Source organism: Reticulibacter mediterranei (genome assembly GCF_016587455.1).
Genome location: NZ_BNJK01000001.1, coordinates 3,475,387 through 3,490,093 on the forward strand (window position 1 = coordinate 3,475,387; position 14,707 = coordinate 3,490,093).

Below are 14,707 nucleotides of genomic sequence, written 5' to 3' on the forward strand. Positions count from 1 at the left end.
CTGAAAGATAAAGGGATTATTGTTACTCATGAGCGATAAAGATACTACATCTCCATCATTGCCGGATCTCGATGATATGTTGCACTCGCTCCTCCTGGTTGAAGAGGGAGAGCATGAATTTAGTAGCGACGATGAAAACATACAGGAACTAAGACAGCTCTTTTTCCCGGCAACGCGCCATACAATCTATTTCAATCACGCCTCAACAGGTCCATTGCCAGCCCCGGTAGCGCGTACACTCCATGAATATACGGACGATGCCAGCAATTTTGGGAATATTCATGCCGCACGCTGGAACGAATATTATCACGGCGCGCATCGCCGCCTCGCCAGCCTGCTCCATGCTCGCCCCGATCAGATCGCCTTCACTGCCAGCACTGGCGATTCATTGATGTTGATCGCTCAATGCCTGGACTGGCAGTCGGGCGATACGATCGTCGTTGCCGAGGGCGAGTTTCCCTGCAATGTCTATTCCTGGCTCAACCTGCAAGAACAGGGGGTCCAGGTCGAGATTGTTCCCGCCCGCGAACGACGCATCGCTGTTGACGACGTGTTGGCCCACATTACCACACGCACGCGCCTGGTCAGTCTGAGCCTGGTTGGTTTCTCGACCGGTTTCCGCACAGATATTCGCACCATCGCCGCCTATTGTCGCGAACGTGGAATACTCTGTGGCATCGACGCAATGCAGGCGATAGGCGCGCTCGATGTAGACGTGCGGCAACTGGGCGTCGATTTCGTGGCCTCCGCTATCCATAAATGGCTGCTCGCTCCCCATACCAGCGGTTTTCTCTATGTTACTGATGAACTACTCGCTCAGTTGAAACCACGTCGGCGAGGCTGGTTTAGCGTGGAACAGCCGATGGATTTCTTCAATTATCAGCAACCACTCAAGGCCGGTGCAGCTCGCCTTGAGCACAGTTCAGCGAACGAATTGCCCATCGTCGGCCTCGATGCAGCTCTGGGGATCTTCGAGTGCATCGACGGCGGCATGCAGGCGATTGAGCAGCGCATTCTGGGCCTGACAGACTATGCAATCGCGGGACTGGAACGGCTGGGCTATCCCGTCATTTCGCCTCAAGGCGAGGGAGAGCGCTCTGGGATCGTCTGCTTCCTGCCCCATCCTGAGCGACAAGATTTCAACGCACAGTTGATCGCCGATACGCTCCTCGCCCATAACATCTTTGTCTCGGCACGTGAAGGAGCCGTGCGCGTCTCGCCACATTTTTATAATGTTCCCGCCGAAATCGATACCCTGCTCAACCTGCTGGAAGAGTTGAAACAGCCGCCAGTCGAGACCGAAGCATAACCAGCCTGGGCAGACCAGCGCTACCAGTTCGAGGACGATATGCAATATAAATTTTCGTTAATGAATCAGGTAGAGGCCAGCGCCATCTCTGCATGGCGCTACGAAGGGCCATATGCCATCTATAATACTCCTCCTGACGATCCGGACAGCCTCTCCGAAATGCTTGATCGACGCAGCCCGTATTACACAGTGCGCAACACAGAGAGTCAGATCATAGGCTTCTTTAATTTCGGCACCTCTGCCCTAGTGTGGGACTACGGAGCGCCTGGGATCTATATCGATAGACGAACGATACCGATCGGACTTGGCATGAGGCCGGATCAGACTGGCAAAGGGCTGGGCCTCTCTTTCGTCAAAGCAGGTCTAGAATTCGCCAGAAAATGCTTCAGACCAGACCGTTTTTGTCTGTATGTCTTCACCTGGAACGAGCGAGCCATCCGTGTCTATGAGCGAACTGGCTTTCGGCACGGACGCATCCTGATACGCAGCAGTGAGCGAGGGACATTTGAATTTCTAGAGATGCAACGCGATGGAGAAATACACACAGCGCTCCCTGCTCAAGAGATAAGTAGCAAATAGCCTGAACTTTTGTCCAGTGGCCGTTTCAGGCGATTGGGGGTATACTAACAATGGTATGGAAATGCAGGGCCGGTAAAGCAGAGCCTCTAGAGATGGAGATTACGCTTCTGCTTGACAACAGCCTTGCGAATCGCATACAACTAAACACGTTGGCAGTATGTATATGCATACCTACAAATCAAGCCAGCGAAGTGACCAGAACTGGCACCCCTATGCCCTATTTCCGTTCGGCATAGAGAGCAAGTTTCCCCAACCTAGAATGAGGTGTATTACCTCATCCGATATTTGTATAGAAGGAGATGTGTTATGGCATTTGAGCTACCACCACTTCCGTACGACTATAACGCGCTTGAGCCGTACATCGATACCCAGACGATGCAGTTGCATCACGACAAGCACCATGCAACTTATGTCAACAACCTGAACGCTGCAACGCAGGGCACTCCGTTCGCCGACCTCGCGGTCGAAGAGGTTGTACGCCGCCTCAACGAGGTTCCTGAGAATATCCGCACGGCAGTTCGCAACAACGGCGGTGGTCACCTCAACCACACCGCGTTCTGGCAAATCATGACCCCGGGCGGCAGCAAGACGCCAACCGGCGCATTGGCAAGCGCTATCGATAGCAAATTCGGTTCGTTCGATGCCTTCAAAGCGGCCTTCGAAGATGCCGGTGCAAAGCGTTTCGGCTCTGGCTGGGCCTGGCTTGTACTTGATCAGAGCGGCAACCTCTCCGTCGTCTCGACCGCCAACCAGGATAATCCCATCACCGATGGCCTCTATCCTGTTCTCGGTAACGACGTATGGGAGCATGCCTACTACCTCAAGTATCAGAACCGCCGCCCTGAGTATCTCAAAGCGTGGTGGAATGTAGTGAACTGGGATGTAGTCGGCAAACGTTACGATCAGGCCCGCTCACGCTAGGTTTGATGTTTCAATCATTGTAGGGGCGTGGCTGACAATTCCTGAGGATTGGTGCATTACGGAATTGTCAGCCACGCTCCCTCTACGTAGCGACAATCCCTTGCGGTTGTCGCGGTGGCACACGTAGAAATGTGTAAAGGCCGCGACAACCGCAAGGGATTGTCGCTACGTGTAAGCTCACGCAATCTAAATAATGACCGAAGAGACACAACAAACATTCTCTATGTCCTTCCTACATGATCTCGCTCAGGATAAACGGCGTCCACTGAGCGCAAGCGAGCAGGCTATCCTTGACTCAGCGGCACAGGCGTTTCGGCAGGCCGATGCAATCAGCGTTCGTCTGGGTGGCAAAGCTGGAAGGTTGGGCGAGAGCGTCGTTGGGACCGGACTGCTGGAAGCTATCTTGCAGGCTATTATCTACGCTGGCAAGGCTGGCACGCCGCTCTCAATTGTCGTAGATGAGACGGCGCGTCCGCTTTTCAACGAGCAGCTGTACCAGGAGGCATTCTGGCCACAGATCACACTCTCCAATCACAACTCTGAAGAAGACGCCCAACTACAGGCGGGACAACATCTGCTGGTGTGCGATCTTCACGGCGCTCACGATGGCATGCCCTCCCTGCATAGAGAAAAGTTGGCAAATGTAGAGGGCAACATTATAACGCTGTCTCATCTCTTTCGCGTTGGTGTGAGGAGCTATGCACAGCGCGGTCCACAGCGTCGCTATGCCGATTTTGTCGAGACGCTGCTCGGTCTGCCTGCCGGTGCTATCGACGGAACTCTGGCCCAACCGCGTATTCGTCTTGGGCCAGAGGATGAGGCCCGTTATCCTGTGCTGGCTGAGCAATATCAGTTTGAGCCAGACGCGCTCCACATCATCTGCTTCTTCCAATCGGTCGTCATTGCCAAGTGTTACTGGCGTTGGGATGAGGTGATGGCGCAATTCTGCCGGTATATGGCACAGCATTTCTCACAGCAAAAAATCAGCTTCCTGATCGCCTGTGGGCCAGATGAACTACATCCCGAAGGCTTGAGGCAGGCCGATTTCAGCGAAGAGTTCGGCGCGTTTAGTGGCACGAACAACAATGCGATGGTGCGCGTTGGCTCTCCCGCTTCATTGCGAGATCTGGCAATCCTGGCCCAACACAGTTCCCTGGCCCTCTCTGATGATACCGGACCCAGCCACATCGCGGGTGCGGTCCAGGTGCCGACCATTACGCCTTTTTTGCCTGGCAATATCTATTCGCACACCATCTGGTCATCAACCCTCTGGCATCGGGGCGTCACGCTCGAACCCAATCCATTTAGCTATCAACAGATTGAGGCGGCCATCCTCTGGAATCGTACAGCGATTATAGACAGCATCCCACCCGAACTTCTGGTAGCTGAGGCGATCAAGAGCTTACCGCCAGGACTTCAGACGCGGTGAGGCATGAGCAAAGCGCTCTTCTAGTCTCTCAATCCATGACTGAATGCAGGCATCCGTATGCTCCCACCCGGGAAACGCTACCACTTCGATTGCATCCGATTGCGTCTCCTCGACCATCCCAAAGGCATAGAGCGTGAACGAGTGCTGCATTTTCTTGAGGAGATTCTGGCTGAGCGACGAGAGATCAGTCAACAACGGTCCATAATGAGCATCAATGACGACAAGATGATACGCATTGCTCATCACCAGTTCGGTTATACTACACAGCTTATCGTGCGAGTCGTCGTAAAATAGCACGCGATCAGAACAGGGAAAGTGATGGACAGAGAGCCAGGCGCGCGTTGCTTGCATCACCTGGGCCTGAAGTTGCGTCGAATAATGCGTTTGATGCGTCGAATAATAGGTGAGCGTCCCTATCTTCGCCAATTGGCTGATCCCGGCGATGGCATGTTTGAGCGGATACATATGAATGCGATGGTGCGGCTCAAGCTCAATCCAACGCAAGGCACGCTCAAAGTTCCTATCGCCCAATCGCTGCCGATAATTTACCACTTCTGGCAAAAGTAGAAATTCATGATAGTGTAATGTCTGGAGTCTGCTCTCATCAATACCGAGCTTCAATTTCGTATTGCAGAGAGCGATAAAAACGGATGTGTTGCGTTCAGCAATAGCGTCATCGATATTCAGCAAGAAATGTATCATACACCTCTCCACATCTTCCACGTCCACGTGTTTTCCTCATGAACCAACAGGTCATCGGTTCTGTTTATATATTATATATGCAGCGTGAAGCGAGAGGCTGAAGTTATCCACATTCTGGCACAGTTTATCCACATTTATTGGGGAGAAATGTCAAGAGTTGTGGATAAATTGGCTATCCACGAGGAATACCAGTCCCCAAGGCTTGTTTAGAAACCATCCACGATATATTGCGGCGATATATCATAAGTATGCAAAATGGCTCATCGACTCTATAAAAAAGCCGATGAGCCAGCAACCTCAACCCATCCTCTACTTTTTCTTCTTCCCTTCGTCCTTCTGCGCCCGTTGAGCAGCTTCGCGCATCTCTTTCTTTGCCTGTTCAGGAGAGATGGTCTCTACATCTTCCATATCACCCTTCTGGGCAGTATCGTGCTGTTTAGAGGATGTGCTATGTTCTTTAGAAGATGTGCCATGCTCCTTCGAGGATGAGGATTTGGGGTGCTTGCCTTCCTCCTCATGCACATGCTTCGCTGCCTCGCGCATCTCCTTTCTCGCCTGCTCTGGTGAGATGGACTCCACATCTTCCATTTCATCTCTGTCTTTCCCCATAAACGTCTCCTTCTCTGATAGTATGCATCGTTACCAAAAACGCTGCTTGCCAGATGAGAACGATTGTGAGGGTATCCTTACCGCCGCTCAGTTCTCCCTTGATCTCCGCAAACAATCTACTTCTCGACGGATCTCAGCCCGCCATTCCCTATCGCCTGCGAAACAAGGAGCATGCAATCTCTCTTATACACGTTTGCTGTGTGAGGATGGATACACAAATTAGTGATAACGCTTGAGCAGCGGCAAGACATGTGTTGCATAAAAGTCTGGCTTGTCCTGCTCAAGCCAACTGAGAGGAGCGAGCAGGGCCGGAAACATGCCAAGCTGTAAGGCATGCTCCACATCCTGTATGCCCTCGGTCTGTCCGCTGGCGGCACGTATCAGGCCGCGCCAGAAAAACGCATCCCACATCGTTTCGCGCATCCTGCATGCATCCTCAAGCGCTGATCCTACCTGTCGCCCATGCAACCAGTTGGCAACGCCGCGACACACATATGCGAAATAATGTTGAGAGCGCGAGGTGGCAATCTCTTCCAGCCGCGTTGCCGTCGCTTTGTCGGCTCGCTGCTGACACATCGCGATCCATTGAGTCATCCAGCAGGCGCGGATATCGTCGGGAGCAAGCTCACAGTTGAGGGCGTAATCATAAGCAGCCTTGACCAGATTACCTTCGCCCAGATACGCGCTCCCCCGCCGAGCATAGTTAGCTGGATAGGTGGGATCAAGGGCAATACTGCGGCTCAGATCATCAATTGCTCTGGGATAGTTTCGCAGCGAGATAAAGACAAGTCCACGATGGCTACGAATCCAGGCGTCATCAGGGGCAAGCTCGATGGCACGGTTCATATCGACCAGGGCACGCTCATATTGCTTGAGGTGCCGATACATACGCCCCCGATGTCCATACCCCCAGGAATAGAGGGGATTCAATTCAATCGCATAATCGAAATCGGCCTGAGCGTGCTGATAGTCCTGCAAATTGAAGTAAGCCAGACCACGCGAACCGTAGGCCCAGAAATAGTGCTGGCCTGGAGCAAGGGCAATTGCGCGATCATACTCCTCAATTGCACGTCTGTTTTCGCCAATATTGCGATATACCTCACCTAAAGAAGCGTAAGCCCAGGCCATCTCAGGATCGAGAGCAATCGCGCGCTGTAAATCCTGAATCGCCTCGGTATATTGTTTGAGCAGACGATAGACACGGCCTCGTCCCGCATATGCCTGCGCATAATCGCGATCAAGCGTAATCGCACGCGTAAAATCGGCCACTGCACGACGATATTCCTTGAGGTGGCGCAAGACCTCACCTCGCGTGACATACACCCAATCCATACTCTCATCGAGCGAGAGCGCCTTATCTAGATCAGCTAAAGCCTGTCGATACTGCTTCAATGTGCGATGAGTGATGCCGCGATTGCCATACGCCCAGGCGTAGCGCGGATCATGCTTGATCGCCTGGTCAAAGTCGGCAATCGCAGCAGCAGGCTCATTCAAATTGCGCTGCGTCACGCCACGATTGCCGTAAAGTTGAGCCAGCACCTTTGGTGAGAAAGAAGGAACTTCAGATACTCGTTGCAAGAGTTGATTAGAGGCCAGTAGAAACTCCTCGCTCATCGGCATCGCCTCAATATAGTTGAGCAAGATCCGCGCTATCTGCCGCGCATCGGCATTCGCCGTATTATACGGTCGTTCCTGCAACAGTTCGCGCAACACACGCGTTACCTCTTCATCCTGCTTCGTGCGGTAATATGCGTCAAGCAGGTGTTCGCTGGCCTGAACATGGCTCTGCATATCTGGCAACAGCAACAACTGCTGGGCCAGGGCAACCATCATACTGAGCCAGGCACCATTCTGATACACCTCTTTGCCATGCCTGCGCAGTTGCTCGATACATAGCGCGTAATACTCAGCCAGCGCACGCCGAGTCGCGTAATAGCTGTTAGGAGAGATGCGGATGAGGTGCCGGCCAAAGAGATCTTCCGCCATCTCATGATAGCTATAGCGCCCATCCTGCCCGCTGCTATGCACAAACGGCTGCTTGATCAGCCACTGATAGAGGGCTGGACGGTCGTTTTCATGGATGTAGGATAGCGCCGCCAGATCGTCCTGATTAAACGGGAGGGTGAAGAGCGCAGCATCCAGCACCAGACGGAGTTTGACCTCCTCGTGTTCAGGTATCCAGCGCAAGAAATTGGCGACCACATCGGCGGTCGGATCGACCTCATGCTGTGGGTTCGCGGTCAACAGGCTCAAATAGAGCGGCAGGCCACGCGACAACTGCCAGATTTGATAGATGCGGCCTGGATCAGTAATCCCACGCTGTTCAAGATATGCTCGCGTCTCGGCCTCAGTAAAGCTATTTAGCGTGAAGGAGTAGAGCACGCCATTTTCGCGATACGGGAGCCAGCGCTTGGGATCGCGTGCAAGCGAGCGCTCAATAGGCAGGCGACCGGCGACAATCAGCACGACGCTATTGCTGATATCAGCGGTGAGAAAATAATCGAGTAGCCAGGGCGCGGCTTCCTCTTCCAACTGCTCAAAGGTATCAAAGAAGAGCAGGACGCGATGACGACGGCGCACCCTGCTGCCGCTCAACGTGACCTGTGCTTCTGCCAGATGATTGAGTTCAGCGACAAAGGCACGCGTCAGATCGCCGATGGGGTCTTCCAACCGCTCGACGGTACGCGGGACATGATAACGATTGATCGCCTGAGCCGTCCCAAATTTGATCCCCTCGCGCAACAACGGTCCCACAAACGGCACACCCTCAACTGCCGCCCCCGCGAAATCGGGCGCATGCTGCAACACCGCATCCTCCATCGTCTCCTGTTCGGTATGCAGTTTGCGCAAAGCGTCTTTGTAAGCTTGTAACGCACGCCGAAACTCACTCTGCATGCCCAACTGGTCGGCAAAGCGCTCCATCATACTGGCGGGAGTGGCCTGCCGCTCATCCACAACAGCAGTTAGACAATACTCTTTATAGCCAGATGATTGCGCCTCCTCGTTATACCGATTGAGCAGCGTGGACTTGCCGACGCCGCCATCACCATAAATCGAGATGATATTGTACAGGGGATCTTCCGGCTGCAAAACATGCTCAATAAAAAAATGTAACTCATGCGAGCGAGCAATAAAGATCTTCTGAGCGTCGCCCGCCTGCGCTGACCCTCTGGCGTCGTTCTTCTTTACGAAGGGCATCGCTAGCTTTACCTCGTTTTAACCCAAACATTCCCAGGCTATTTGGTGAATCTTCATTATTGGTGCATTCGGCAAATGCGGTGGGAAGCCTTCTCTCTCCCCTCCACACCCGTAGCGACAAGGGGCGGTGTGGTGGGGTTGCGGGGGCCTTGCGCTTGTCGCGCTCCCCAGGCCGATCCCCTGGTATCTCCTCTTGGCAACCATCATCGCTCCCCAACGGCGACAAGCGCAAGGCCCCCACCAAGACCCCCAACAACCCATTGTCGCTACGGATACCCCAACATCATTCAATTGTCGGATACACCAATTATCTCTATTTTCCCGTGTCCACCATTTTTCGTTGCCAGTATATCACAATCATGTTCCCAGCGAGCAAAAAATAACCCACGAAAGAACAATCTTTTCGTGGGTTATATCGATCTGTAAAACCAATCATCCTTTCACGGCACCGGCTGTCAGGCCAGCGACAATGCGGCGCTGTAGCACCAGAACCAGGATCACCAGCGGGATCGTAACGATAATCGCACCGGCAGCCAGTTGTCCGTAGGCGATGAGGTGTTCGGAGTTGAAACGCGTAATGCCTACGGTGATCGGCTGGGCGTTCTCATCGGTGGTCATGGTCAGGCCAAAGAGGAAATCGTTCCAGACCGCGATAAACGAAAGAATGGCGGCGGCAAAGACGCCGGGAGCTGTCAGCGGCACAATCACGTACCAGAGCGCTTGCAGACGCGATGCCCCGTCCATACGCGCCGCCTCCTCCAGATCGGGCGGCAGATCACGGAAGAACGAGGTCATAAACCAGATTGTCAGCGGCAAGGTCAGGATGAGATCCGGGATAATCAGGGCCGCGTAGGTATTATAGATGTAGATCGGACCGGTAAAGATCACGAACAGCGGGCCCACCATTGCGATAAAGGGGAACATATTCACCGACAGAATGATCGCCAGCACCGCGCCCTTGCCAACGAAATTGGTGCGAGCAATGGCATAGGCGCACAGAATGCCAATGAGCAGCGACAGGATCGTCGTAATGGCCGCGACAATCGCACTGTTCCGCAAATCGAGCAGGAAGAAGGGCGAGTTCAGCAGCACGGTGGCATAGGTGCTAAGATCGAACGAGTGCGGGAACAAAGTTGGAGGAGAGGCCGTCACCTCCAGGCCGCTTTTAATCGACGTGGTAAAGGTCCAGTAGAGCGGGGCCAGCGAGATAAAGACGATAATCGCCACCGCGATATAGCGCAGCACACTCCCTACCGTTACCTTTTTCTCATCGCTTGCATGGCTCACCCGCCTGGCTACTTTCGCCTCCCTGATGTTTGCCTGTTCCTGTATAGCCATAATCCATCTCCATTTCTATCAGGCTAGACCTGTTTCATCACGTCGCGTATCATCGAAACAAGGATCAGGCTGATAACGACGCCAAGCACGAAGATAATCACGGCAGAGGCGAGGCCGGGCGTGAAATCGGCAGGCGTGCCAGAGAACATATCGTAGCCAGCGTAGGTCGCCATCGACTGTACGCGCTGCTGCCCAAACACATAGAACAGATCGAATATGCGGATAGCATCCAGAATACGGAACAGCAAAGCAATAATCAGTGGACTTTTTAGCAATGGCAGCGTGATCTGCCAGAAGCTTTGCCAGCGCGTGCTCCCATCGACGTTCGCAGCCTCGTATAACTCGGCAGGGATTACCTGAAGACCAGCCAGGATAAGCAGCGCCATAAAAGGAGTCGTCTTCCAGACATCGGTAATCACTGACGCTGTAATCACACCGGGAACAGTCGAAAGCAACGTGTCGCCCGGGGCCAGCAAATGGACTTGCTGAAGGAGGTAGGTAATGATGCCCGTCTGATCGTTGTACATCAACAACCACATCTGGGCAGAAACGATGGTTGGGAAGGCCCAGGGAACCAGAATGGCGGCGCGTACCAGACCGCGACCAGGAAAAGTTTTATTGATCAAAACGGCGATCCCCAGGCCAAAAATCGTTTCCAGGGCCACGCTAATCAGGCTGAAGAGCAGCGTTATACCAACGGCTCCCTGAAAGGTATGGTCGGAGAGTACCAGACCATAATTTTGAAAGCCAACAAACTGAGCGCTGCTGCGTAATGGGTTATCAATAAAGCTCAGGCGGATCGACTCTAGAATAGGGTAAACCGCAAGCACCAGAATAACCAGAATAGCAGGAAAAACCAGGATATACGGTGTCAATCCGCTGCCACGATTCAGGCGCTCAAAAAAACCCGGTGCTTTTGGTGGTGTTTGTGCAGTAATCGCCATAATGCAATTCCCTTCTCTACTAGCATTAGAGCATCCACGAACTCCTCTGGGGCGAGTCCGAAAATGGTAGGGGCGATGGCTGGTCCTCGCTCTGTGACCCCATCACGCCCCTGAGAAAGAGGGCGATGGCTGGTCCTCGCCCCTGCCATTTTCGGCGGCTCTTCCATCTCATTTCGCGGATACACCAATCATGGGATTGAACAAATTAAAATTCATTCATACCTACGATGAAGTCACAAGCGGCTTCAAGCCAGATTCGAGGGAACTCAACGCCTGGGCTGGCGTCACTTGCTTTTTCAATGCCTGATAGACATACTGCTGAATTACCTTTGTCACATCGGCGTAACGGGCAGAGACCGGGCGTGGCAAAGCGTTTTGCAGGATGGGTTTGAGCTTGGTAAAGAGCGGCTGCTTGCTCTGGACATCAGGATCATCATACACGCTCTGGAGCGTCACGGTCCACGAAGCGTTGATAGCGCCTCCCTTCTGGGCATCGGGCTGAAGCATGTAGTGAACAAACTCCCAGGCCTCATCGGGATTCTTCGAGAAGGCATTGATCGCCAGGTTCCAACCGCCAATCGCGGAATGTCCGGCCGTCCCTTTACCCCCATGAGGCAGGGACGCGATATCAAACTTGTCTGCGACCTTCGATTGCTTGGGATCGTTGCTCTGCACATAGGCGTAGGGCCAGTTACGCATAAAGGCTGAGTCGCCATTCTGCCACGTCAGGCGAGCAGGCTCTTCGGTATAGGTGGTCACAGCGGTCGGCGAGATCGTCCCGACCCAGTTGACCATCTGAGTGAGTGCCTGAAGCGCCTCCGGGCTATTGACGACGACATTGTTGTTAGCATCAATCACCTCACCACCATAGCCATGCACAACCTCGACAAAATCGCAGACCAACCCCTCGTACTGAGAACCCTGCCAGACATAGCCATATTTGATCTTCGAGGGCGAAGCACCTTTGGCCTGATTGACCATATCATCATAGGTTGCAGGAGGATTGGGTACAAGATCTTTGCGATAATAGAGAATGCCCAGGTCGGTGCGATAGGGAGCAGCCCAGATCTTGTTCTGATAGGTGCAGCCCTTAATCGGCCCCTGAAGATACTTATCGCGCTCGCTGGCGGGCCACTGGCTATCCGTAATCGGATTTGTCCACTCACTGGCACCAAATTGGGCGGGATAAATAATATCAATGGACATGACATCCATAGTCGAGCTGCGCGCGCGCAGAGCAGTTGTGTATTTGGTGAGCAGTTCATCGCCGCCACCGGTCGGGCCGTTGTTCCAGGTGACGTGAATGCCCTTCTGTTGACCAACGGTCTTATTGAAAGTATCGACCAGATTCTTGTAGGTTGGCGTGGAGTCGTTCTCGCTTTGCCAGACCAGATTTTTCGCCGCTCCATTGCCTCCCTGCGAGTTGGAACTGCCACCACAGGCTTCAAGCAATGAAATAGCGGCACTGCTGCTGAGACCTGCAACCATAGCGCGTTCGAGAAAAGTTCGGCGTCTGATGCGCCCTGCGCGGATTTTAACTATAATTTCGTCTAGCACTTCACGCTGTTCTGGAAGCATAAAAATTCTCCTTTGTACTAGATATGCTCTGACACATAAATTGTACTAGATATGCTCTAACACAGAATAGAAATGATCCGATCAGAAACGTGATACGTGGAATCGGTGAGCGCAGAAAACGATGGAACGCCGATGAAGCTCGTTCGCTATCAACACCTCCTCGTGTCATTTGGTCTGGCCTTCCGCTCGCTCAGAGGTTTTCACCTGTTCATGTGAACAACTCTTCTGCTATTCCTATAACGGAAGTGCCAACAATTTAGATGCGGCTGTGACTAACTTAGAACATGCTGAAAAAAAACAACGGACCATAACAACTGCGATGAATGATCATTACGAGTTTAATGGCCTGCCCTGCATTTCTGCCATAGCGCCATTGCTCAATACCAATAAAGGAAGTTTTTTTGCTGTTGCAGAGCTTAAAAAGTTTGCTGCATGCTTTTGTTGTTGATACACAATAACATAACACATCGAGCTAAAGAATAGCAATGTTCCTGCAATCACCATTGATTGCAGGATGGTTGTGGTGGAGAATTTGCAAGATGGGCGACTCGGGTTCCTAAATGTTCGGAACCCAATCTTCAGCATGTGGCAGATCGGGGGAAGGTTGGTCCGACGACTTGACAGAAGGGGTATTGCTCGGACGTAAGCGCAACAACGCCTCTAACTCTGCCTGCTTATAGAGCCGCTGTCGTTTGATACCCTGCTTGTAACTTTTCAAAATGCCCCGGCTCACGTACGTATAGAGCGTGGATAGCTTCACACCGAGGAGGTGAGACGCTTCCCGCCCATCCAGGTAATTCTCCCCGTTTAGCTCTATCATGAGTAATCCTCCTTCCGTCAGACATCCCGCTACGCATTTATGGCCTTTTTCTCAATGATAGAAGCCATTCGTCTTTTTGTCAATTGTGAGAATGCCTCGCACTGCAATAAAACAGGTATTTATGCAAAAGAGACCTCAATCCCGCCGAGCGTCTGTGTCATCAATAACGCAACTATCTCCTGCATATCGCCTGTCTCTTGATAGAGAGCAATCTGCCGATCAGCACCGGTCTGATAAGTTCCGCTGGCAAGCGCGGCGTGCAACCGATACAACAGGGGTTGGCTACCAAGATCGGCGCTGACCTCATCCACAAACTCCAGGAGCGAGCAGAGCGCATTGCGCATCGTCAATCTCCGCACATGCACAAAATCGATGTACTGGGCATCTAATCCAGCGCGCGCCGCCAGCAATTTATTTTCTTCAATATATTCACGCGGCAAGATGGGCAGATCGCGCCCACGCCGATACAGCCAGTACGCCTTCGCAACAAGAGCTTGACACAAAGCTGTCAGCATCAGGGCATCCTCCAGCGTCGCAGGCATATCGCAGACACGAAACTCAAGCGTGTTATAGTGCGGATTGGGGCGAATATCCCAGCACAGCTCTCTACTCCCACTAACACAGCCGGTCGCGACGAGATGATGGAGATAGCTCTCAAACTCGTGCCAGGAAGAGAAGATGCCCGGCGTGACGCCATGCCGCGTGAAGACCTGGCTCCACAGGACCGGTCGATAGGCTTTAAATCCAGTAAAGCGATTGTCAAAGAAGGGCGAATTGGAGGCGAGGGCCAGGAGATGGGGAATCCAGGTGCGCACCTGATTAAGTATCGCAAAAGTTGCCTCTTCATCCTCGATGCCAACATGGATATGCAGGCCAAAGCAGACTGATGAGCGCGCAATATCCTGCAAATGAGCCTCTAGGCGCTGGTAATGCTCGCCAGCACTGCGCTGCTGCTGGAGCCAGGAAGAAAAAGGGTGTGTCCCCGCGCTGACAATTGCCACATCATCCTGCTGCGTTATTTGCGCCAGCAACGTTCTCAAACGGACCAGTTCAGAGCGCAATTCTTCGACATCGACACATACGCGGCTATTTAGCTCGACCATTGACTGAAAATATTCAGCCTTGATCTGCTCGCCTAACAACGGCCTGGCCCTGGCTAAAAGAGGTTCTATATACGAGGACAATTCTCCAGTTTGACGATCAACTAGTTGAAACTCTTCTTCAATCCCCAGGGTATAAGCCACCAACCTGTGCGATTTCTGCATAGACACTCTTCCTTA

The 14,707-nt window shown here is 52.8% G+C and carries 12 protein-coding genes; 4 read left to right on the forward strand and 8 right to left on the reverse strand.

From position 1 onward, the window contains the following. Window positions 1-28 precede the first annotated feature (28 nt). The 4 genes from K3T83_RS14820 to K3T83_RS14835 all read left to right on the forward strand — a co-directional run bounded on the left by K3T83_RS14820 (window position 29) and on the right by K3T83_RS14835 (window position 4,238). Window positions 29-1,309 (forward strand): aminotransferase class V-fold PLP-dependent enzyme, encoded by a 1,281-nt coding sequence (locus tag K3T83_RS14820; RefSeq protein ID WP_220203744.1) that lies wholly within the window; start codon window positions 29-31, stop codon window positions 1,307-1,309. A 39-nt stretch (window positions 1,310-1,348) separates the two neighbouring features. Continuing rightward, window positions 1,349-1,888 (forward strand): GNAT family N-acetyltransferase, encoded by a 540-nt coding sequence (locus K3T83_RS14825; protein WP_220203745.1) that lies wholly within the window; start codon window positions 1,349-1,351, stop codon window positions 1,886-1,888. 306 nt (window positions 1,889-2,194) lie between these two features. Then, window positions 2,195-2,809, forward strand: coding sequence for a superoxide dismutase (locus K3T83_RS14830; protein ID WP_220203746.1), 615 nt, complete (start codon window positions 2,195-2,197; stop codon window positions 2,807-2,809). Between the two features lie 193 nt (window positions 2,810-3,002). Then, window positions 3,003-4,238, forward strand: a complete 1,236-nt coding sequence (locus K3T83_RS14835) for a glycosyltransferase family 9 protein (protein WP_220203747.1) — start codon at window positions 3,003-3,005, stop codon at window positions 4,236-4,238. On the opposite strand, the gene K3T83_RS14840 is transcribed toward K3T83_RS14835, so the two are convergent. The 8 genes from K3T83_RS14840 to K3T83_RS14875 form a co-directional block, all read right to left on the reverse strand. Next, window positions 4,212-4,940 (reverse strand): hypothetical protein, encoded by a 729-nt coding sequence (locus tag K3T83_RS14840; RefSeq protein ID WP_220203748.1) that lies wholly within the window; start codon window positions 4,938-4,940, stop codon window positions 4,212-4,214. The two genes, K3T83_RS14835 and K3T83_RS14840, sit on opposite strands and share 27 nt — an antisense overlap. A 309-nt stretch (window positions 4,941-5,249) precedes the next feature. Continuing rightward, window positions 5,250-5,549, reverse strand: a complete 300-nt coding sequence (locus K3T83_RS14845; RefSeq protein ID WP_220203749.1) for a hypothetical protein — start codon at window positions 5,547-5,549, stop codon at window positions 5,250-5,252. A gap of 219 nt (window positions 5,550-5,768) precedes the next feature. Further along, the gene (locus K3T83_RS14850; RefSeq protein ID WP_220203750.1) at window positions 5,769-8,747 is read right to left on the reverse strand and encodes a tetratricopeptide repeat protein; all 2,979 of its coding nucleotides are present in this window, start codon (window positions 8,745-8,747) and stop codon (window positions 5,769-5,771) included. 432 nt (window positions 8,748-9,179) lie between these two features. Continuing rightward, window positions 9,180-10,085 (reverse strand): carbohydrate ABC transporter permease, encoded by a 906-nt coding sequence (locus K3T83_RS14855; protein ID WP_220203751.1) that lies wholly within the window; start codon window positions 10,083-10,085, stop codon window positions 9,180-9,182. Window positions 10,086-10,108: 23 nt separating this feature from the next. Then, window positions 10,109-11,029, reverse strand: coding sequence for a carbohydrate ABC transporter permease (locus K3T83_RS14860; RefSeq protein WP_220203752.1), 921 nt, complete (start codon window positions 11,027-11,029; stop codon window positions 10,109-10,111). A 222-nt stretch (window positions 11,030-11,251) separates the two neighbouring features. Then, the gene (locus tag K3T83_RS14865; protein ID WP_220203753.1) at window positions 11,252-12,607 is read right to left on the reverse strand and encodes an ABC transporter substrate-binding protein; all 1,356 of its coding nucleotides are present in this window, start codon (window positions 12,605-12,607) and stop codon (window positions 11,252-11,254) included. A gap of 556 nt (window positions 12,608-13,163) precedes the next feature. Next, window positions 13,164-13,427, reverse strand: a complete 264-nt coding sequence (locus K3T83_RS14870; RefSeq protein WP_220203754.1) for a helix-turn-helix domain-containing protein — start codon at window positions 13,425-13,427, stop codon at window positions 13,164-13,166. A gap of 119 nt (window positions 13,428-13,546) precedes the next feature. Continuing rightward, entirely contained in the window at window positions 13,547-14,692 is a 1,146-nt protein-coding gene (locus K3T83_RS14875; RefSeq protein ID WP_220203755.1) for a carboxylate-amine ligase, read from the reverse strand. Between the last annotated feature and the right edge of the window lie 15 nt (window positions 14,693-14,707).